15 protein-coding genes and 1 pseudogene are annotated in these 20,165 nt (G+C 65.0%); 13 read left to right on the top strand and 3 right to left on the bottom strand.

Going from position 1 to position 20,165, the window contains the following annotated elements; all coding sequences use genetic code 11:
- Positions 1–822: 822 nt before the first annotated feature.
- The 3 genes and pseudogenes from J2W94_RS16615 to J2W94_RS16605 form a co-directional block, all read left to right on the top strand.
- A pseudogene (locus J2W94_RS16615) lies at positions 823–5,547 on the top strand (Hpt domain-containing protein); the annotation flags it as partial.
- A 19-nt stretch (positions 5,548–5,566) separates the two neighbouring features.
- Entirely contained in the window at positions 5,567–6,844 is a 1,278-nt protein-coding gene (locus J2W94_RS16610; protein WP_310095819.1) for a chemotaxis protein CheB, read from the top strand.
- 47 nt (positions 6,845–6,891) lie between these two features.
- Complete coding sequence (locus J2W94_RS16605) at positions 6,892–7,362, top strand: chemotaxis protein CheW (RefSeq protein ID WP_310095817.1); 471 nt, start codon at positions 6,892–6,894, stop codon at positions 7,360–7,362.
- Between the two features lie 226 nt (positions 7,363–7,588).
- Here the strand turns inward: J2W94_RS16605 and J2W94_RS16600 are convergent, their stop codons facing one another.
- Entirely contained in the window at positions 7,589–8,317 is a 729-nt protein-coding gene (locus tag J2W94_RS16600) for a 16S rRNA (uracil(1498)-N(3))-methyltransferase (RefSeq protein WP_310095815.1), read from the bottom strand.
- Complete coding sequence (gene bioA, locus J2W94_RS16595; protein ID WP_310096154.1) at positions 8,314–9,696, bottom strand: adenosylmethionine--8-amino-7-oxononanoate transaminase; 1,383 nt, start codon at positions 9,694–9,696, stop codon at positions 8,314–8,316. Before bioA ends, J2W94_RS16600 begins: the two co-directional genes overlap by 4 nt.
- Before the next feature lie 74 nt (positions 9,697–9,770).
- On the opposite strand from bioA, the gene nudE reads away from it, so the two are divergent.
- The 4 genes from nudE (at position 9,771) to J2W94_RS16575 (ending at position 12,917) form a co-directional block, all read left to right on the top strand.
- Positions 9,771–10,325 carry an ADP compounds hydrolase NudE gene (gene nudE, locus J2W94_RS16590; protein ID WP_310095813.1) on the top strand — a complete coding sequence of 185 codons (555 nt, stop codon included), beginning with the start codon at positions 9,771–9,773 and terminating at the stop codon, positions 10,323–10,325.
- Positions 10,322–11,116 carry a 3'(2'),5'-bisphosphate nucleotidase CysQ gene (gene cysQ / locus J2W94_RS16585; protein WP_310095811.1) on the top strand — a complete coding sequence of 265 codons (795 nt, stop codon included), beginning with the start codon at positions 10,322–10,324 and terminating at the stop codon, positions 11,114–11,116. Before nudE ends, cysQ begins: the two co-directional genes overlap by 4 nt.
- A gap of 404 nt (positions 11,117–11,520) precedes the next feature.
- A complete protein-coding gene (gene mazG / locus J2W94_RS16580) occupies positions 11,521–12,333 on the top strand; it encodes a nucleoside triphosphate pyrophosphohydrolase (protein ID WP_310095809.1) in 813 nt (270 codons plus the stop codon).
- A gap of 281 nt (positions 12,334–12,614) precedes the next feature.
- Positions 12,615–12,917: a DUF962 domain-containing protein gene (locus J2W94_RS16575; protein WP_310095806.1), complete on the top strand. Its 303-nt coding sequence runs from the start codon at positions 12,615–12,617 to the stop codon at positions 12,915–12,917.
- Here the strand turns inward: J2W94_RS16575 and J2W94_RS16570 are convergent.
- Positions 12,907–13,263: a DMT family protein gene (locus tag J2W94_RS16570; protein ID WP_310095804.1), complete on the bottom strand. Its 357-nt coding sequence runs from the start codon at positions 13,261–13,263 to the stop codon at positions 12,907–12,909. The genes J2W94_RS16575 and J2W94_RS16570 overlap by 11 nt on opposite strands.
- 122 nt (positions 13,264–13,385) lie before the next feature.
- Between J2W94_RS16570 and J2W94_RS16565 the strand changes: the two genes are divergently transcribed.
- The 6 genes from J2W94_RS16565 to J2W94_RS16540 all read left to right on the top strand — a co-directional run bounded on the left by J2W94_RS16565 (position 13,386) and on the right by J2W94_RS16540 (position 20,033).
- Positions 13,386–14,087: a response regulator transcription factor gene (locus J2W94_RS16565; RefSeq protein WP_093287368.1), complete on the top strand. Its 702-nt coding sequence runs from the start codon at positions 13,386–13,388 to the stop codon at positions 14,085–14,087.
- A gap of 54 nt (positions 14,088–14,141) precedes the next feature.
- The gene (locus J2W94_RS16560; RefSeq protein WP_310095800.1) at positions 14,142–15,410 is read left to right on the top strand and encodes a sensor histidine kinase; all 1,269 of its coding nucleotides are present in this window, start codon (positions 14,142–14,144) and stop codon (positions 15,408–15,410) included.
- 113 nt (positions 15,411–15,523) lie between these two features.
- Entirely contained in the window at positions 15,524–17,059 is a 1,536-nt protein-coding gene (locus J2W94_RS16555) for an efflux RND transporter periplasmic adaptor subunit (protein WP_310095798.1), read from the top strand.
- Positions 17,056–17,787 carry an ABC transporter ATP-binding protein gene (locus tag J2W94_RS16550; protein ID WP_310095796.1) on the top strand — a complete coding sequence of 244 codons (732 nt, stop codon included), beginning with the start codon at positions 17,056–17,058 and terminating at the stop codon, positions 17,785–17,787. The genes J2W94_RS16555 and J2W94_RS16550 overlap by 4 nt, the downstream gene beginning before the upstream one ends.
- Positions 17,784–19,019 (top strand): ABC transporter permease, encoded by a 1,236-nt coding sequence (locus tag J2W94_RS16545; protein ID WP_310095794.1) that lies wholly within the window; start codon positions 17,784–17,786, stop codon positions 19,017–19,019. The genes J2W94_RS16550 and J2W94_RS16545 overlap by 4 nt, the downstream gene beginning before the upstream one ends.
- Before the next feature lie 69 nt (positions 19,020–19,088).
- Positions 19,089–20,033 (top strand): isoaspartyl peptidase/L-asparaginase family protein, encoded by a 945-nt coding sequence (locus tag J2W94_RS16540; RefSeq protein WP_310095792.1) that lies wholly within the window; start codon positions 19,089–19,091, stop codon positions 20,031–20,033.
- Positions 20,034–20,165 lie beyond the last annotated feature (132 nt).

Genomic DNA, 20,165 nt, shown 5'->3' with positions numbered 1-20,165 from the left:
CAGGAAGGCGCCGCAGGCGCGGCCACGCCCAGCAGCCAGGAGCCGACCCGCCAGTTGCTCTATCTGGTGTCCCAATCGCCGGTGCAACATGCGGCGTTGGATCAGCTGCGCGAAGCCTTCGCCCTGGATGCCGAATCGCCTAGCGAAGCGGAAATCGATCATGCGCGCGGCAGCGTCAGCGGACGCAACCGCGCGCTGCTGGATACCGTCGGCGGCGCGGTCAAAGAAGAATTGCTGCGCATCAAGGATGCGCTCGACCTGCATCTGCGCACCGGTGCTGAGGTAGGCGCGCTGCAGACCCAGGTCAATGAACTGGGCAACGTCGCCGATACGCTGGGCATGGTGGGCTTGGGCGTGGCGCGCGGAGTCGTCGTGCAGCAACGCGACGTCTTGCGCGAGATAGTGCAGGGCGAACGCCTGGCCGATGAAAGCGCACTGCTCGATATCGCGGGCGCGTTGCTGTACGTGGATGCGTCGCTGGACGATCAGGTCGCCCGTCTCGGCGAAGCGGCAGGCGGAGCGGGCGATTCGGCCAGTTCCGAATCGCAGCGCACGGTCGAAGTGCTGGCGCAGGAAGCCATGCACAACTTCTCCGCCGCGCGCGAAGGCTTCGTGGCCTTCATCGAAACCAACTGGGACCACGCCGAACTGGCGCAGGTGCCGCGCCTGCTGTCCGAAGTCGCCGGCGCGTTGCGCATGCTGGAACTGCCCGAACCGGCCGATTACCTGCTGGGCGTGCGGCAATATGTCGCGGTAGAGCTGATCGGCAAGCGGCGCGTGCCCGGCGGCCAGCAGCTGGACACGCTCGCCGACGCCATGGCCAGCCTCGAGTACTACCTCGAAGCCCTGCGCGAACGCCGGCCCAACCGCGACGAAATCCTGGATATCACCCGCAGCAGCCTGGAGAAACTGCGCTATTGGCCGGTGCCGGCCGATGAGCCGGTTGTGCAGGAACCGGTGGTGTTCGCAGAACCGGAACCGCCTGTCGCGGCTCTGGAAGAACCCGAATCCGCCTCTTTCGACGCGCCGCTGGAAATCGCTGCCGACGCGATCGAACTCGATCAGCCGACGGTCGCCGCCGTGGCGATGGACGAGGAGGCCGCTGCGGCTCCTTCGCTGGATACCGTAGCGCTGGATACTGCAGCGCTAGAAGCGCTTGAGGTAGAAGAAGCGCTGCAGGCGCTCGAACTGGAAGCCGCTTCCTTGGCCGAGCAAGACGAGGCGCTGGAAGACGAGGCGATCCTGGAGAGGGATGCCGGCATCACCGAGTCGACTCCGGTCGTGCAGACGGATACCGTCGCCGCCACCGAGCCGGCACCCACTGCATCCGCTCCTCAGACGCCCGCTCTGGGTGGTTTCGAAACCGCCGCCAGCGACATCGACGACGATATCCGCGAAGTGTTCATGGAAGAGTTCGACGAGGAAATCGTCAATCTCAACCAGCTGCTGCCGGCATGGAGCGTCGCTCCCGACAATATGGAGCGTTTGCGTTCCATTCGCCGCGTTTTCCATACGCTCAAGGGCAGCGGCCGCCTCGTAGGCGCCAAGCTGCTGGGCGAGTTCGCCTGGAAAGTCGAGAACATGCTCAACCGCGTGCTGGAAGGCACGCGTCCGCCCTCCGCCGCGGTGATCGCGTTGCTGGAGCATTCCACGCAAGTGCTGCCGCAGCTCAACGCCGCTTTGCGCGGGCAGGGCCGCGTCACCGCGGACCTGATCGGTCTGCAGGAACTCAGCGACCGCATCGCCGCAGGCGAAGAGGCGTTCTACAAAGCGCCGACCGAGACGAACGCCGCTCCTGCCTATCAGGAAACCGAAAGCGAAGTTCCGGCGCAGTTCGAACCCGAAACCGAAGGCACGCCCGCTTCGGTGGACGGGGTATTGCGCGAGATCCTGGAAACGGAAGTCGGCGCGCATCTGGAAACCGTCGACCAATGGCTGGCACGTGCGCAGGCCGCACCTACCCAGGCCGACGAGTCGCTGTTGCGCGCGTTCCACACCATGAACGGCGCGTTCGCCATGGCCGACGTGCCGGAGATCACCGACGTCACCGCTGCCGCCGAGCAGTACGTGAAGCGTCTCTCGTCCGCCAGGGAAGCCGCATCCACCGAAGGCGTGGCCGCATTGGCCGACAGCGCCCATGCGATCCGGCGCAGCATCGCCGCCTTGCAGGCGACTTCGCCGCGCATCCCGGTCTTCGCCGCACTTGCGGCACAGCTCATCGGCCTGCGCGACAGCCTGCCGGAAGCCAGGCCGACCGCGGTCACCGTCGACGACTCGGCGCAAGGCACCTACACCGAAGCGATGCCCAGCATCGCGCCGCCGGTATCGCCCAGCGACGTCGAGCTCTCGGCGCACGATCTGTCCGCCTATTTCGGTCACGAAGTTCACCTTAGCGCCGAAACCGAAACCAGCGCTGAAACCACGGAACTGGAAAACAGCGAACTCGCCATCGAGCCGAGCGACGAAATTGTGTTCGACGATCAGGCGATCGTGCTGGAAACCGAAGCGCCGAAGTCCCAGCAGCCGGCAGTCACGTTCTACGATGTGGAACTGACCTACGTGCGCGAACCGGTCGCCAAGCCGCTCGTGCCCACGCCCGAAATCGCCGACGGCGACACTGCGACTCAGCCCGAAGAAGCCGCGGACGAAATGGCAATCGGCGAAGCGGATGTGCCGGAAGCGACGATCTCCGAAGAGGCCTTGCCCGAAGTCGAGGAAGTCGTTCTCGAGAGCGCGCAGGAAGAAGAGCCCGCGTTCGAGGAACCCGTGGCGGCCGAAGAAGACGTGGAAGCCAGCGCGGTGGAGGACGTTGTGGTCGAGGCGGTTGTCCTTGAGGAGCCCGCAGCCGACGAAGTGGAATTCGAAGCGCCCGTCGAGGCGCTACCGGCCGAAGAGGTCGAGATCGAAGAGATCGAGAGCGGAATCGTGGAGCCCGAAGTGGTCGAAGCGGTTTCCGTCGAATCCGATGTGGATGTGGTGGAAGCAGTCATCGATACCGTCGAGCCCCCGAGCGACGTCGTGCCGGAACAGCCGGCAGTAGAGGCAGGGGTGCAGGAAATGATAGATACCGTGGCGACAGAATCCGACGAACCCGTCGAAACCAGCGATACGTCGCCGGTCGAGGATGCGCCAGTCGAGGATGCGCCGGAAGAGCACGCTGGAGAAGAGCCGGAAACGGCGGCCACCGCCTATGCGGCTGCGCCCGCGCTGCCCGACGACGCGCTGGACTTCACCGAGCTGGACCGGGATCTGGTGGACATTTTCGTCGAAGAAGGCAACGACCTGCTCGACCACTCCGACGGCTTGCTGGCCAAGCTCCGCGAAACCCCGGACGACCGTTCGCTGGTGACCGGTCTGCAACGCGATCTGCACACCATCAAGGGTGGCGCGCGCATGGCCGGCATCAACGCCATCGGCGACCTGGGCCATGCGATCGAATCGCTACTGGAACAAGTGGCCGCGCAGCGCATGGACCTGGACGGCGACAGCGTGCGTCTGCTCGAGCGCGGTTTCGATGGTTTGCATGGCCTGGTGACCAAGGTCGGCGCGCATCGCAAGGCGCCGATGCCGACCGATCTGATCGCCGAGTTCGAACGGCGCGCCCGTCCGCAAGAGGTCGCTACCCTCGACGCCTCGGGCGAAGGCGCGACTGCGATGCCGACGGTCGCCCTGGCGCCGCTTTCCGCGCCTATCGACACCGCCTTCCCCGGCGACGACGAGGCGATGCCGTACGCCGCGCAGGAGCAGGTACGCGTTCGCGCCGACCTGCTCGACCGTCTGGTCAACCACGCCGGCGAAGTGGCGATCTACCGCTCGCGCCTGGAACAGCAATTGGGTGCGTTCCGCGGGGCGATGTCCGAATTGGACCGCACCAACATCCGTCTGCACGATCAGTTGCGGCGTCTGGACCTGGAAACCGAAGCGCAGATCGTCGCGCGCTACCAGCGCGAGCAGGACAAGCGCGATCCGACTTTCGATCCGCTCGAGCTCGACCGTTTCTCCACGCTGCAGCAGCTCAGCCGCGGTCTGGCCGAATCGGCGGCCGACATCACCGGTCTGCAGGGCGTGCTCGACGATCTGGCCCGCCAGTACGACACCTTGCTGCAGCAACAGTCGCGCGTGAGTTCGGAACTGCAAGACGGTTTGATGCGCGCGCGCATGGTGCCGTTCGACGGTCTGGTCCCGCGTCTGCGCCGCGTGCTGCGCCAGGCCGCCACCGATACCGGCAAGCAGGTCAAGTTGCATCTCGATGGCGCCCATGGCGAGCTCGATCGCAACGTGCTGGAGCGCATGACCGCCCCGTTGGAGCACTTGCTGCGCAATGCCGTGGCGCATGGCTTGGAATCGCCCAAACAACGCCGCAAGAAGAACAAGCCCGAGGAAGGCACGGTGCAGATCGCACTGCGTCGCGAAGGCGCGGAAATGGTGTTCCAGGTGTCCGACGACGGCGCCGGCATCGATCACGCCGCGATCCGCCGCCGTGCCGAACAACGCGGCATGGTGCAGTCCGATGTGCATCTGAGCGACGCCGACCTCGAGCGCCTGATCCTGGAATCCGGCTTCAGCACCTCCGACAGCATCAGCCAGCTCGCTGGCCGCGGCGTCGGCATGGACGTGGTCTATAGCGAAGTCCGCCAGCTTGGCGGCTCCTTGGAAATCGCGTCCGAATCAGGCAAGGGCACCACCTTCACCCTGCGTCTGCCGCAGACCCTGGCGGTCACCCAAGCGGTGTTCGTGCAGATCGGCGAAACCCAGTTCGCGGTGCCGGTCGCGGCCGTGGGCGGCGTGGGCCGCATCTCGCGCGATCGTTTCGAAACCGCGGGTGCGGTCTACGTCTACGGTGGCGAGGAATACGTGCTGCACGATCTCGGCGCGCTGATCGGCCAGCCTCCGGCGCGTGCCGAAGGCCAGCCTCAGGTGCCGTTGCTGCTGGTGCGCGCCGGCGACTTGCGCGCGGCGGTGGCGGTGGATCAGGTGCTGGGCAACCGCGAAATCGTGGTCAAGCCGGTCGGTCCGCAGATCGCCTCGGTGCCCGGTATCTACGGCGCCACCATCACCGGCGACGGACGCATCGTGGTGATCCTGGACGTGGCCCCGCTGGTGCGTCGCCACATCCTGCAGCCGAACCTGTTCGTCAGCGATACGCCAGCGCCGGAAGAGCGCCGCGTGCCGCTGGTGATGGTGGTCGACGATTCGCTGACCATGCGCAAGGTCACCGGCCGCGTGCTGGAGCGCCACAACTTCGAAGTGGCCGTCGCCCGCGACGGCGTCGAAGCGCTGGAGCGCCTGGAAGAACGCGTGCCGGACCTGATGCTGCTCGATATCGAAATGCCGCGCATGGACGGCTACGAACTGGCGACGGCGATGAAAGCCGATCCGCGCTTCAAGGACGTGCCCATCGTGATGATCACCTCGCGTACCGGCGACAAGCATCGCCAGCGCGCCATGGAGATCGGCGTGCAGCGCTACATGGGCAAGCCCTATCAAGAGCTGGACCTGATGCGCAACGTCTACGACCTGCTGGGAATCGCCCGTGTCCGCGAATGATTCCTTTCAAGGTGGCGCGATGACCGGAAACACCAGACGCGTCGCCCTGCTGGCCCGTGCCGGCGCCGCGCGCGAGCAATTGCGCGCGGCATTGCATGAGGCGGGCGCAGAAATCGTGCTGGAAGACGACCCCAACGCCATCGATGGCCAGACCCTGGGCGACGCTTCGCCGCAGGTGGTGCTGGTGGCGCTGGAAGCGGCGATCGAAGACAGCCTTTCGCGCTTCGATGCGGTACTGCACGATCCGGCGGTGGCGGTGATTTTCGACGAAGCCGAGCTGGCCGCACGTCGCGAAGGCTGGGAAGCCAAACGCTGGGCGCGGCATCTGGCCGCCAAATTGAACGGCCATGCGGATGTATTGCCGCCCGGCGGCGAAATCGACGATACCCATCCCGAACCGGGCCTGCCGCGCACGCCGGCGCAGATCCACGCCCACGCCGATATCGAACCGCATCTGCAGGAAGCGCAGGGAGTCGCGTTCGAGTTGCCGCGCGGCGGACTGGAACTGGTGGAAATCGAAGAGTCCGGTTCCAGCCAGTCCTTCGATCCCGAAACCTGGAAGCCGACCGCAGCCCCATCGCACGATCTGCCTTTGCAGGATGGCTTCGAACAGGTTCCGGCTCCCGCACCGGCGGAGCCGATGCCTGTTTCCTCACCGCCGCCGCTGCCGTCATCGGCGCCGGCGCCGACCAAAACCAGCGGACTCGCGCTGGAGCTGGAATCGATCCATGCCGTCACCGCCGCTTCGACCGGCTCGACCGGTTCGGTAGTTCGCGGCGCGGCGCTGCTGTTCGCAGGCATCGGTGGTCCGGATGCGGTGCGCAAGGTACTGGCCGATCTGCCCCCGGACCTGTCGCGTCCGGTACTGGTGCAACTGCGCCTGGACGGTGGGCGCTACGACAACTTGGTCAAGCAGATGGAACGCGTCTCCACGCTGCCCGTTCTCTTGGCCAAGGCTGGCGAGGTCGCGCATGGCGCGCATGTTTACGTGCTGCCCAACGACGTGGTGGTGAACGTGGTGGAAGGCGTAATCCATTTCGGCGAAGGCGCGCTGCAGTCCGATACGTTGATCGCTTCGCTGCCCGCGGCCGAGAGCGCGGTGCTGCTGTTGAGCGGCAGCGATCCGGCGCAGGTGGAGGCAGCGCTGGCGTTGGCGGCGCAGGGCGGCTTTGCGGCGGGCCAATCGCCGCAGGGCTGCTACGACCCGGCGGCTGCCAAGGCATTGGCGGCACGCGGAGGAATGGTGGCCGCCCCGGGCGAACTCGCAACGCTTCTGGCTTCGCATTGGCCCGAGTGACGGAATGATGATCGGAATGATGATCGGAACGACTAAAGGACACACAGATGGCTAGTTCCAACGACGAAATCCGCGGGGTATTGGTGCAGGTAGGCGAAGAGCGCTTGCTGTTGCCCAACGCGACCGTGGCCGAAGTGCTGGCCCGGGTGCCGGTGGAATCCATCGCCGACGCGCCGGCGTGGCTGCCCGGTCAGATCCTCTGGCACGGCTGGCAGGTGCCGTTGGTTTCGTTCCCACGCATGACCGGTCAGGGCCAGGAAAGCGTGGTGGCCAGCAGCAAGATCGTGGTGCTCAAATCGCTGAGCGGCGGCGAAGCCATGCCGTATTTCGCGTTGTTGACGCAATCGTTCCCGCGGCTGATTTCCGTGCCGCGCGACGGCCTGCTGGCCGATGCCACTGAGGAACAGCTGCCAGCGGGCGTGCAGATGCGCGTCCTGCTGGGCGATGAGGCGGCCCTGCTGCCCGACCTGGAAAGCATCGAAGTCATGATCGGCAACGCCCTGGCGCAAGCCGCCTGAAACACTCGGCTCTACGACAAGCCTAGAGCGGTTTCGGTTCAAGTAGAGACGAAATGCCTTCGCCATCCCAGCGAAAGCTGGGATCCATTTTGCTTTTTGCTTTATGCACCAAGTCGAAGATCAAGATGGATGACCAGCCATTCGGCTGTTGAGGAGCACTTCCAGCTTTTGCTGGGATGACAAATTTTGTATCGGCCTGAATGTATCGGCCTGAATCAAAATCTCTCTAGAGATCGCCGAAACGCGCTTGCAAGGCTGCGATGGCGGCGAGGCCTGCAGTCTCGGTACGCAACACGCGCGGGCCCAAGCGCAAACCGGTGTAGCCCGCGGCTCGCAAGGTCTCGCGGTCGCGCGGCGACCAGCCGCCCTCGGGGCCGATGGCCAGCGTAGCGGAGGAGGCGGACGCGGGCAGCGATGCGAGCGTGTGTTCGCCGGCCGGATCGAGCGTCAGCTTCAGTGAATCCGCGCTCGCCCGGGCCGCATCGGCCAAAGCGGCGGGTGCCGTAAGCCGCGGGATGATCGCGCGGCCGCTTTGTTCGCAGGCCGACACGATCACGCTGCGCCAATGCGCCACGCGTTTCTCCGTGCGTTCGGCATCCAGCTTCACTTCGGTGCGCTCGGCCAGCACCGGCGCGATGGCGGCCGCACCGAGTTCGGTCGCCTTCTGCAGGATCAGGTCCATTTTCTCGCCGCGCGCGATGCCTTGCAGCAACGTGATGCGGAACGGCGATTCGTTGTCGACCGGAGCGATGCTAAGGATCTCGACGATAACCTCGCGCTTGCCAGCGGTCACGATGCGGGCCGCGCAGTCGTTGCCGTCGCCGTTGAACAGCACGCACCCATCGCCCTCGCGCAGGCGCAGGACGCGTACCAGGTGGGCGGCGGCCGATTCGGGCAGCACGATTCTGGAGCCGACCGGCAACGGCAGATCGACATGGCAGCGGGTCACCCTCATGCGGTGGCCTCGTCGATGGCGATCCGGGTGACCGTGGACAGCAGTCTCAGTTGCTCGTCATCCACGCAATAGGGCGGCATCCAATACAGCACATCGCCGAGCGGACGCAGGACCACGCCATGCTCCAGCGCGGTACGGTACGCCTTCAATCCGACCCGCTGCTGCGCAGGGAAAGGGGTGCGTTTGTCGCCGTCGCGGGTGAGTTCGAAGGCCACGATCATTCCCGCTTGGCGCACGTCTGCGACCTGCGAATGCGAGGCGAAATCGGCCGCCAGCCCGCTCATCGTGGCGGCGGTCGCCTGGTTGCGAGCGAGCACGCCGTCGCTTTCGAAAATATCCAAGGTCGCCAGCGCAGCTGCGCACGCCAGCGGGTTGCCGGTGTAGCTGTGCGAATGCAGGAACGCGCGTTCGCGCGAATCGTCCAGGAAGGCGTCGTAGATTTCCTGTGTCGCCAGCACCGCCGCCAGCGGCAGAAAGCCGCCGGTCAGGCCTTTCGACAAGCACATCAGGTCGGGCATCACGCCGCTTTCCTGGCTGGCGAACATCGGCCCGGTGCGGCCGAATCCGACCGCGATCTCGTCGGCGATCAGGAATACGCCATGAGCATCGCACAGCTGGCGTACCCGCGCCAGATACGAGGGGTCGTGCATGCGCATGCCGCCCGCGCACTGCACACGCGGCTCCAGGATCACCGCGCAGATCTCGCCAGGATGCAGATCGAACAAATCGGCCATCGCGTCCGCGGCGCGGCGGGCGCAGGCGGCCGCCGATTCGCCGGGCTCGGCGAGGTAGGCGTCGGGCGAAGGCGCGAACAGCGCTTCGCTCAACAGCGGCGCGTAGACGCGCCGGTACAGCGGAATATCGCCCACCGCCAGCGCGCCGATGGTTTCGCCGTGGTAGCCGTTTTCCAGGGCGATGAACTTGGTCCGCCGGTGTTCGCCGCGGTTGTGGAAATAGTGGAACGCCATCTTCAGGGCGACTTCAACGCCGGCCGAGCCGTTGTCGGCGTAGAACACCTTGGCCAGCGGCTTGCGGTCCGCCTGCCGCGGCGCCAGCCTCAACAAGCGTTCGGCCAGCTCCACGGCCGGCGCATGCGAAAAGCCGGCGAGCATCACCTGTTCCAGCGTCTGCGCCTGCCGCGAAATCGCAGCTGCGATGCGCGGCTCGCTATGGCCGAACAAGTTGGTCCACCAGCTGCTCACCGCATCGAGGTATCGGCGCCCGTCATAACCCACCAGCCAGGCGCCTACACCACATGCGATCGGGACCAGCGGCAGGGTATCCGGGTGCTCCCGCATCTGCGTACACGGATGCCACAACACCGACAGGTCGCGCGAACGCCATTGGCCGGCCTCCGTTAGCCCGGCCTCTGTTAGCATTCCGTCTTCATGATCTTTTTCCTGCATTCGCACATCATATCGGCCGCCGCCAACCCTCGCACAGGAGTTGGCCGATGAGCCGCCGCCTGCCTGTCATCCATTCCATCACCGAGCGCGCCGAAGGTCCCTCCGACCGCACCGTGGAAGTGCTGGACCTGGAATTCAGCAACGGCGAGCGCCGGCGTTTCCACCGGCAGAAGCCGCATGGCCACGGTGCCGTAGTGGTGGTGCCCATGCTGGACGACGAAACCGTGTTGCTGGTGCGCGAATACGCCGCGGGCGTGCATCGCTACGAGCTGGGACTGGTCAAGGGCCGCATCGACGCCGGAGAGACTCCGGCGCAGGCCGCCGATCGCGAGTTGAAGGAAGAGGCCGGCTACGGTTCGCGCCGGATCGACGTGCTGCGGGCCATGAGCCTGGCCCCGACCTATATGAGCCATCAGTCGTGGCTGGTACTGGCACGCGATCTCTATCCCGAGCGCCTGCCTGGCGACGAGCCGGAAGAACTGGAAGTGGTGCCCTGGAAGCTGGACGAACTGGATCAGCTGATGCTGCGCGAGGACTTTTCCGAAGGACGCTCGCTAGCGGCATTGTTCATCGCGCGCGAATGGCTGAGGAATCCGACATGAATTTGGTCACCATCGATCTGCAGGAGGCGGTGATCGCCATCGCGCGCGAAGCCGCCGCGGCGATCCTGCAGGTCTATGAGCATGCGTTCGAGGTCGAACAAAAATCCGATGCTAGTCCGCTGACCGCCGCGGATATGGCCGCGCACCATGCCATCGTCGGCGGCCTGGAAAAGCTGACTCCCGATTGGCCCATCCTGTCCGAAGAAGCCGCGGATATTCCCTGGGAAACGCGCCGCCAGTGGACGCGTTACTGGCTGGTGGATCCGTTGGACGGCACGCGCGAATTCGTCAAGCGCAACGGAGAATTCACCGTGAACATCGCGCTGATCGACCACGGCGTCGCAGTGTTCGGAGTGGTCCTGGCCCCCGTCGGCGGCGCCCTGTGGCACGGCGTGCTAGGCCAGCAGGCCTACCGGCGCGACGGCGAAGTCGATGTGGAGCTGCGCACGCGCGCGCCTGCAACCGGAACGCTGCGGGTGGCCGCCAGCCGTTCGCATCGCGATGCGCGCACCGATGCGCTGCTGGCCCGTATCGGCGATACCGAAACGCTGGGCCTGGGCTCCTCGCTCAAGTTCTGCCGTATCGCCGAAGGCAGCCTGGATGTGTATCCGCGTTTCGGTCCGACTTCCGAGTGGGATACGGCGGCGGCGCAATGCGTGCTCGAGGCCGCGGGCGGCGTGGTCATCGCGCCGGACGGCAGGTCGTTCCGCTACAACCAGCGCCCCACCTTGCTCAATGGCGATTTCCTCGCGCTAGGCGATCCGGGTTTGCCGTGGAAGTCGTGGCTCTAGGCTTTTGCTTTTCTGTTTAGACCCGTGAGACGCGGCAAGCGGGGCAGGTAAACCCCGCAGGGGCGGCGCACAAGGATGTGCGCCGTTTTTGGAGCAGCAGGATGCTGCTTCCAAAAATTCCTGCCCCGCTTGCGAACCCGGCGGCTTCATCGCCGGGCGCGACGCTAGGGCGGCTTTCTTTTGGTTACTTTTCTTTGCCGTTCAAAGAAAAGTGACTCGCGCGTAGCGCGAAACGCTTTTGCTTCCGATTTTAAGAAGGCAAAAGCAAGATCAAGATGGATGACCAGCCATTCGGCTGTTGAGGAGCACTTCCAGCTTTCGCTGGGATGACATCATGGGTTGTTGATAGACCTTTTCTGCCTTCGTTAACAGCCTTCCAGACACTATCCGAGCAATTGCCCTCGATGAATGCGCCAGACATCAATGACCTCCTCACCATCATGTCCCGCCTGCGCGACCGGCAGAACGGCTGTCCCTGGGACATCGAGCAGGATTTCGCCAGCATTGCGCCCTATACCATCGAGGAAGCCTACGAGGTCGCCGATGCCATCGACCGCAACAATCTCGAGGATCTGAAGGACGAACTGGGCGATCTGCTGCTGCAGGTGGTGTTCCACGCGCAGATGGCGCAGGAGCAGGGCGCATTCGATTTCAACGATGTGGTGGCGGCGATCTGCGACAAGATGACGCGCCGGCATCCGCACGTGTTCGCCGACGCCAGCGTCGAGGACGCGGAAGCGCAGACCCGCGAATGGGAAGCGCAGAAACGCCGCGAACGCGAGGCGGCGGGCGATGCGGATGCTTCCGCGCTCGCCGGAGTGTCGCGCGGCATGCCGGAATGGCAGCGCGCTGCCAAACTGCAGTCGCGGGCGGCGCGCGTGGGCTTCGACTGGCCCGGCCCGGATCCGGTGATCGCCAAACTGCACGAGGAAATAGAGGAAGTGCGCATGGAGTTCGCGCGAGGCGATGTGGAGGCCAACCGCGAACGCCTTCAGGACGAGATCGGCGATGTGCTGTTCGTCTGCGCCAATCTCGCGCGGCACGCCAAGGTCGACGCGGGCGCCGCACTTCGACATGCCAACCTCAAGTTCGAGCGGCGTTTCCGATCGATGGAGTCTCTGGCGGCCGACGACAGCGTCCACCTGTCCCGGTTGTCCCTGGATCAGCAGGAGGCCTACTGGAATCGTGCCAAGCGCATGGAGCGCGGGCAGGAATGACATAAAAAGGTCTGAACGGATAATCCGTTCGTGGTGAGCCTGTCGAACCACGCCTTTCGAGGGGAAAACAAGTCATCGTGCACTGGAACAGGCCGCACAGAGCGTGGTTCGACAGGCTCACCACGAACGGTTCTCCGGGTGCTGGCCACCCCGCGGTCTTGCGGAGGGCTCGATAGGTCGGGCTACGCCTTCGAGGTTCATTGCCGAGCCGTCGATGAGGTGTTGTACTCATCGGTGGACACCCGCATCATCCGCTGATGCCAACGCCCCCGGTGCGAGCCATGAGCCGTTTCGCCAGCTTCCGCGAGTTCTACCCGTTCTACCTCGAAGAACACCGCAACCTTATTTCGCGCCGGCTGCATTTCATCGGCAGTTGCGGGGTGCTGGTGTTGCTGGCGACGGCGCTGTTCACCGGCAACCCATGGTGGGCGCTGGGTGCGTTGTTCTGCGGCTACGGATTCGCGTGGGTCGGGCACTTCTTCTTCGAGAAGAACCGCCCGGCGACCTTCAAGCATCCGTTCTATTCGTTCGCCGGCGACTGGGTGATGTTCAAGGACATATTGACCGGCAAGCTCAAACTGTAGCGGCGCCCGGCTCGTAGAACATCAGGAAGGCCGCGCCCACGATCAGCGCAAACGCGGCGTAGTGGTTCCACTTCAGCGGCTGCCCCAGATACCAGGTCGAGAATCCTGCGAACACCACCAGGGTGAGGATTTCCTGGATGGTCTTCAGCTGCACGACCGTGTACACGCTGCTGCCCAGCCGGTTGGCCGGCACCATCAGGGTGTACTCGAAGAAGGCGATGCCCCAGCTAGCCATGATGGCCACGATCAGGGGCGAGCTCTTGTACTTCAGATGCCCGTACCAGGCGAAGGTCATGAAGATATTCGAGCCGAGCAGCAACAGCAGGGGCAGGAGGCGGGCGGTCATGGTGGCCTGGCGAGCGAGGGGAGGCGGCTAGCCTACCGTCTGAGTCGGTCCGGGCGCCGCCTTCACATGGCGTCAACTTGCAAGCGGTTAGCTTCACAAACCTGAAGCGATAAGGAGACGGCATGCGTCATACACAGGAAACGGCCGGGCTGGTACTTGTGGTGGAGGACAACCGCAACATCTCGGAGATGATCGGGGAATACCTGGAAGGTCGCGGATTCGAGGTGGATTACGCCACCGACGGCCTGGATGGCTATCGGCTTGCGGTCGAGAACAGCTACGACGTGCTGGTGCTGGACCTGATGCTGCCGCGCATGGACGGCATGGAAGTCTGCCGCCGGCTGCGCAACGAGGCCCGGAAATCCACTCCCGTATTGATGCTGACCGCACGCGACACCTTGGACGACAAACTGACCGGGCTCGGTTCGGGTGCGGACGACTACCTGACCAAGCCTTTCGCCATCCAGGAACTCGAAGCACGCCTGCGCGCGCTGATCCGGCGCGAGCGCCGCCAGGTGGGCGCCGAGGTCCTGAAGGTCGCCGATCTGGTGCTGGATCCGGTGAGCATGCGGGCCACACGCGGCGGCTCCGAGCTGATGCTGTCGCCGATCGGCCTGCGTCTGCTCACCATCCTGATGCGCGAGTCGCCGCGCGTCGTCACCCGCCAGGAAATCGAACGGGAGATATGGGGCAATGGCCTGCCCGATTCGGATACCTTGCGCAGCCACCTGTACAACTTGCGCAAGGTGATCGACAAACCCTTCGACAAACCGCTGCTGCATACGGTGCAGAGCGCAGGCTATCGCATCGCCGATATCGCCTGATCGCGACCGCAGCCGCAGAACAGCGTGCCCAGCCGCACACTAACGGAACCGAAAATGCCGCAGGGGTTACCACGCAAGATTCGGATCGCTTTCATCGTGCAGGTAGCGCTGGCCAGTCTGGCGATCGTATTGGGGGTTTTCCTGGTTTCCGTGGTGATCAAGCAGAGCCTGATCAACACCGCCTTGCAGGAAGAAGCGGCGCACTACTGGGATCTGTACGGCGCATCCGAAGCCCAACCGCCGCCCAATACCTACAACATGCGTGGTTACCTGGTGCTGCGCGGGCGCTCCAATCTGCTGCTTCCGGAAAACCTGCGCACGCTAAAACCCGGCTTCCACGAATTGAAAGACGACGACCTGCTGGTGCTGGTCGACGAGAAGCCCGCAGGCCGTCTGTACTTGGTGTTCCTGCGTTCGCAAGCCGCGCGCCTGGCGTTCTATTTCGGCACGCTGCCCATCATCCTGACCCTGATCACCATCTATTTCGTTTCCTGGCTGACCTACCGCGCCTCCAAACGCCTGATCTCGCCGGTCACCTGGTTGGCCCGTCAGGTCACGCAATGGGACCCGCGCCACCCGGACGTGAGCATGCTGGCGCCCGACCGACTGCCGCCCGATGTGCAGGGCGAAGCGCGCCAGCTCGCATCGGCGTTGCACGGCCTTGCCCATCGCGTATCGGCGCACGTGGCGCGCGAGCGCGACTTCACCCGCGACGCCAGCCATGAGCTGCGCACGCCTCTGACCGTGATCCGCGTGGCCAGCGACATGGCCATGGCCGAAGAGTCTTCGCCGCGGGTGGCGCGTTCGCTGCAACGCATCCAGCGCGCCGGACGCGACATGGAGGCGGTGATCGACGCCTTCCTGATCCTGGCCCGCGAGAACGAGGTGGAGCCGCAGAGCGAAGATTTCGAACTGGCCGACATCGTGCTGGACGAGGCCGACAATGCGCGTGCGCTGCTGGTCGGCAAGCATGTGGATCTGGAAGTCACCTGCAACGCCAAGCCGCGTCTGCATGCGCCGCCGCGGGTGATGCAGGTGGTGATCAGCAACCTGCTGCGCAATGCATGCAGCTATACCGACCGGGGGCGTATCGACGTGATCCTGGAGCAGGATCGGGTCATCGTTCGCGATACCGGCATCGGCATGAGCGGGGATTCGATGGCGCGCGCTTTCGAGCCGTTCTACCGGGCCGATCCCTCGCGTCCGCAGGGGACCGGCCTGGGCCTGTCGATCGTGCGGCGCCTGTGCGATCGCTTCGGCTGGAAGATAGAGCTGGAAAGCACGATGGGCGCCGGCACCACCGCGACCATCCGCTTCGCTTAAGTCGCGGTGAACGCGGCACGCATCGGGAACTGCAAGCCTGCTCATGCTGTCAACGATGACCGCAGCCGTGCGTTCATTGCCCGAATCCCCACTTCCCCAGGTCCGACTTCCGCATGAGCCAGCAGCGACGTAGCGTTCCCAACTCCAAAAAGCTGGTTTCCCGGATCGTGCTTGCCATAGCGGCGCTGGCTCTGCTCGGAGCGGGCGGGTGGTACTGGAACAATCGTGAAAGCGAGGCTGCCGAGGGCGCGTACCGGACCACGCCGGTCGAGCGCGGCGGCATCCGGGTGGCGATCTCGGCGACCGGCACCCTGAGCGCCATTTCCACGGTCACCGTGGGCAGCCAGATCTCCGGCCAGGTCACCGACGTGCTGGTCGACTTCAACAGCAAGGTAAAAAAAGGCGACGTGCTGGCGCGTATCGACCCCAGCACGTACGAGGCGCAGATCGAACAGGGCACGGCGCAGATCGCCAGCGCCAGCGCCTCCCTGGCGCAGGCACGGGCGACGCTTCGCAACGCAGAATTGGATTACCAGCGCAAGGCGGACCTGGGCACACAGAAGCTGGTCGCCCAGAGCGACGTCGACCTGGCCCGCTCGGCGCTGGATCAGGCGCGCGCGCAGGTCAATTCCTCGCAGGCGCAGATCCGACAGCAGACCGCCTCCACCCAGACCACGCGCGTCAACCTGCAGCGGACGGTGATCACTTCGCCGGTGGATGGCGTGGTGCTGACCCGCACGATCGAGCCCGGCCAGACCGTGGCCGCCAATTTCTCCGCTCCGGAGCTGTTCACCATCGCCGAGGATCTGAGCAAGATGAAGATCGAGCTGGCTGTGGACGAATCCGATATCGGTCAGGTCAAAGTGGGGCAAGTGGTTTCCTTCACCGCCGATGCGTTCGCCGACCGCCAGTTCAAGGGCACGGTGGAGCAGGTGCGGCTGGCGGCTACCACCACCAATAATGTGGTGACTTATCCGGTGGTCGTCACCGTGGACAACAGCGACGGTACGCTGCTTCCGGGTCTGACCGTCAACGCGGAGATCGAGGTCAGCAAGCGCGACAAGGTGCTGAAGGTTTCCAACGCCGCGCTGCGCTACAAGCCGGCAGCAAACGGTACCGGCGCGACCCAGGCGCCTGCGCAGGGCGCGCAACGCGCCGGCGGCAGCGGCATCACCGACGACCTGGCCCGCACGGTCGCCGATCTCAAGGTCAATCCGCAACAGCAGGTGGCCTTCGATGCGGCGGTGGCTTCGGTCCGCCAACGCCAGGCCGCACGTCAGGCACAAGCGGTGCAGGGTGGCAACAGCATGTTCGGTGGCGGCCGCGGCGGGCCGCCGGGCATGGTGGTGATGGGCGGCAGTGGCTCCGGCAACATGCAGGCCCAGGTCCGCCAGCGCATGGCCGAACGCTTCCAGCAGGATTTCGCGGCGTTCCGCGCCGGCCTCGACGACGCGCAGAAACAGAAGTGGGATGCCGCGCTGGGCGCGTTGCTCAACGCCAAGCGCGCGTCGATCTACCGATTGGTCGATGGCAAGCCCGAACCGGTGATGGTGCGCATCGGCGCCAGCGATGGCACCGCCACCGAAGTCTCTGGCGGCGGCGTGAAGGAAGGCGACGAGATCATCACCGGCGAGCGCGCCAAGGAATGAGCGCGTCATCCTCTGTGAAGGCCGCCGACACGCCGGTCATCCTGACCCGCGCGCTTTCCAAGATCTATTCGCCCGGCACCGAAGCCGAGGTCGCCGCCCTGCGAGGCGTGGATCTGCGCATCGGCCGCGGCGATTTCGTGGCCATCATGGGTCCGTCGGGTTCAGGCAAATCCACCCTGATGAATCTGATCGGCTGCCTGGACACGCCTACTTCCGGCACCTACGAATGCGATGGCGTGGACGTGTCCACGCTGGATGCCGAAGCGCTAGCGGAGCTGCGCCGCGACAAGATCGGCTTCGTGTTCCAGGGCTTCAACCTGCTGCCGCGGATGAATGCGGTGGAAAACGTCGCCATGCCGCTGGGCTACGCGCAAGTGCCGCCGGCCGAACGCATGAGGCGCGCGCAGGAAGCGTTGGCGTCGGTGGGGCTGGGCGAACGCTCGTCGCATCGGCCCAGCGAGCTGTCCGGCGGCCAGCAGCAGCGCGTCGCCATCGCCCGCGCATTGATCAACCGCCCACCTATCCTGCTGGCCGACGAACCCACCGGCGCGCTGGACAGCAAGACCGGCGAGGAAATCCTCGCGCTGTTCAAGCAGCTGCGCGACGACGACCACACCGTGGTGCTGATCACCCACGACGCGGAAGTAGCGGCGCACGCCGATCACATCTTTGTGATGCACGACGGCGAGCTCTTCCATGACGGCGAGCACAGGCAGGGAACGGTATGAACTTCACCGACATCCTACGTACCGCCATCCATGCGTTGCGCGGCAACTGGATGCGCAGCGCGCTGACTTCGCTGGGCGTGATCATCGGCATCGCGGCGGTCATCGTGATGGTGTCGGTGGGGCAGGGCACCCAGGCCGAGATCGACAAGATGGTGTCCGGGCTGGGCTCGCAGCGCCTGGATATCTCGCCGGGCGCGGGTCGTGGTGGCGGTGGCGCGCGCATGAGCTCCAGTAGTTTCTTCACCCTCAATGAAGGCGATGCGGAAGCGATCCGTAGCGAGATTCCCGAGGTGCAGTACGTGGCCGGCGCGCTGCGCGGCAACACGCAGGTCGTGTACGCCGAAAACAACGCCTCCACCAGTTGGCAGGGCGTGCAGACCGACTTCTTCGATATCAACGGCTGGTCCATCGCCAATGGCCAAGGCTTCGATGCGCAGGACTACACCAGCGCCGGCAAAGTGGTGATCCTGGGCGAAACCGTGCGCCGCACGCTGTTCGGCGACGATCCGGGCGTAGGCCAGACCATTCGCCTGGGGCGGGTGCCGTTCACCGTGGTCGGCACGCTCAAGCCGAAAGGACAAGGCGGCTTCGGTCAGGATCAGGACGACGTGGTCATGGTTCCGCTGGAAACCGCGCGTCGCCGCCTGATGGGCGCCATGGGCCTGCCGTCGGGCGCGGTGATGCAGATCGCATTGACCGTGACCAGCGCCAAGGACCTGACCTACGCGCAGGGCGAAGTGGAAGCGCTGCTGCGCCAGCGCCACAAGATCGCGCCCGGCGAGGACGACGATTTCAACGTGCGCAACATTTCCGAGATCGTCGCTACGCGCACCGCCACCACCAACCTGATGTCGAAATTGCTGGGCGCGGTCGCCACTATCTGCCTGATCATCGGCGGCATAGGCATCATGAACATCATGCTGGTGTCGGTGACCGAGCGTATCCGCGAGATCGGCCTGCGCATGGCGGTGGGCGCAGGGCCTTCCGACGTGCGCAGGCAGTTCCTGGCCGAGGCCATGCTGATCTCGCTGATCGGCGGGGTGATCGGCATCGTCATCGGCGTGGTGGGCGCGTTGCTGGTGGGGAAGTTCAGCGAACTGCCCATCGTGCTCAACGGACAGGTGGTGGCGCTGGCGGCGGCGTTCTCCATCGCCACGGGCCTGTTCTTCGGCTATTACCCGGCAAGAAAAGCCTCGCAGCTGGATCCGATCGAGGCGCTGCGACAGCAGTAATGCCTTTTTCCTTCTCCCAGAGGGAGAAGGGAAGCAGGTATCCTGCGCACTTTCCTACCTCGCATTCACATGAAGCCCAGCAGCCAACCCTTCGCCCTCGTCATCCACGGCGGCGCCGGCGTAATCGAGCGAGACCAGCTGTCCGCGGACGAGGAACGATCGATCCGCGTCGATCTGGACGCCGCGCTCGAAGCCGGGCGCCGCATTCTCGCCAGTGGCGGCAGCGCGCTCGATGCGGTCGAAGCGGCGGTCGTTGCCCTGGAGGAATCCCCGCGTTTCAACGCCGGCAAAGGTTCGGTCTACAACGCCGAGGGCAGGCACGAACTGGACGCTTCCATCATGGAAGGGAAGACCCGTCGTGCGGGTGCGGTAGCAGGCGTGGAAACCATCCGCAATCCGGTGCGGCTCGCACGCGCGGTGATGGAGCGGTCGCCGCATGTGATGATGATCAGCGCGGGCGCGGAACGGTTCGCCGACACCCAGCCGCAAATCGAACGCGTTAGCAACGGCTGGTTCGATACGGATGCTCGCCGCGCGCAGCTCGACCAGGAACAGGCGCGAGAACGCAGCGAGCCCGGCGACGAAAGCCTGCGCGGAAAGTACTTCGGCACCGTCGGCGCTGTCGCGCTGGATTCGCAAGGCAATCTTGCCGCCGCTACCTCTACCGGCGGCATGACCAACAAACGCTACGGACGCGTCGGCGATTCGCCGCTGATCGGGTCCGGCACCTGGGCCGACGAACGCTGTGCGGTATCGGGTACAGGCTGGGGAGAATTCTTCATCCGTAATGCGGTCGCGCACGACATCGCCGCGCGTATGGCGTACGGCGGCAACACTCTGGTGGTGGCGGCCGAATCAGTGATCCTGCAGCGCGTGCCGGAGTTCGGCGGCGACGGCGGCGCCATCGCGGTGGATCTCGACGGCAACATCGCCATGCCGTTCAGTACGGCGGGCATGTATCGCGGGTGGATCGCGATGGACGGCTCACGCGGCATTGCAATTTTTCGCGATTGACCGTGCGGCGTCAAAAGGGGGAAAGGTATTTTTGATTTTCTCCTCTCCCCTTGTGGGAGAGGATGCCTGGAGGGCAGGAGAGGGGTCGCGAGCGTAGCGATGCGTGCTTTTTTGCTCTGCTTCACCTGATGC

Origin of the sequence: Pseudoxanthomonas sacheonensis (genome assembly GCF_031455975.1) — a bacterium.
Taxonomy (GTDB): Bacteria; Pseudomonadota; Gammaproteobacteria; order Xanthomonadales; family Xanthomonadaceae; genus Pseudoxanthomonas_A; species Pseudoxanthomonas_A sacheonensis_A.
The sequence above is the reverse complement of the archived record's forward strand: the minus strand, read 5'-3'. Positions and strand labels throughout refer to the sequence as shown.

Bases quoted from the DNA above. Each gene is read 5' to 3' on its own strand.
- J2W94_RS16610 (WP_310095819.1), top strand. From the start codon at position 5,567: ATGACCGGAAACACCAGACGCGTCGCCCTGCTGGCCCGTGCCGGCGCC.
- J2W94_RS16605 (WP_310095817.1), top strand. From the start codon at position 6,892: ATGGCTAGTTCCAACGACGAAATCCGCGGGGTATTGGTGCAGGTAGGC.
- J2W94_RS16600 (WP_310095815.1), bottom strand. From the start codon at position 8,317: ATGAGGGTGACCCGCTGCCATGTCGATCTGCCGTTGCCGGTCGGCTCC.
- bioA (WP_310096154.1), bottom strand. From the start codon at position 9,696: ATGCTAACAGAGGCCGGGCTAACGGAGGCCGGCCAATGGCGTTCGCGC.
- nudE (WP_310095813.1), top strand. From the start codon at position 9,771: ATGAGCCGCCGCCTGCCTGTCATCCATTCCATCACCGAGCGCGCCGAA.
- cysQ (WP_310095811.1), top strand. From the start codon at position 10,322: ATGAATTTGGTCACCATCGATCTGCAGGAGGCGGTGATCGCCATCGCG.
- mazG (WP_310095809.1), top strand. From the start codon at position 11,521: ATGAATGCGCCAGACATCAATGACCTCCTCACCATCATGTCCCGCCTG.
- J2W94_RS16575 (WP_310095806.1), top strand. From the start codon at position 12,615: ATGAGCCGTTTCGCCAGCTTCCGCGAGTTCTACCCGTTCTACCTCGAA.
- J2W94_RS16570 (WP_310095804.1), bottom strand. From the start codon at position 13,263: ATGACCGCCCGCCTCCTGCCCCTGCTGTTGCTGCTCGGCTCGAATATC.
- J2W94_RS16565 (WP_093287368.1), top strand. From the start codon at position 13,386: ATGCGTCATACACAGGAAACGGCCGGGCTGGTACTTGTGGTGGAGGAC.
- J2W94_RS16560 (WP_310095800.1), top strand. From the start codon at position 14,142: ATGCCGCAGGGGTTACCACGCAAGATTCGGATCGCTTTCATCGTGCAG.
- J2W94_RS16555 (WP_310095798.1), top strand. From the start codon at position 15,524: ATGAGCCAGCAGCGACGTAGCGTTCCCAACTCCAAAAAGCTGGTTTCC.
- J2W94_RS16550 (WP_310095796.1), top strand. From the start codon at position 17,056: ATGAGCGCGTCATCCTCTGTGAAGGCCGCCGACACGCCGGTCATCCTG.
- J2W94_RS16545 (WP_310095794.1), top strand. From the start codon at position 17,784: ATGAACTTCACCGACATCCTACGTACCGCCATCCATGCGTTGCGCGGC.
- J2W94_RS16540 (WP_310095792.1), top strand. From the start codon at position 19,089: ATGAAGCCCAGCAGCCAACCCTTCGCCCTCGTCATCCACGGCGGCGCC.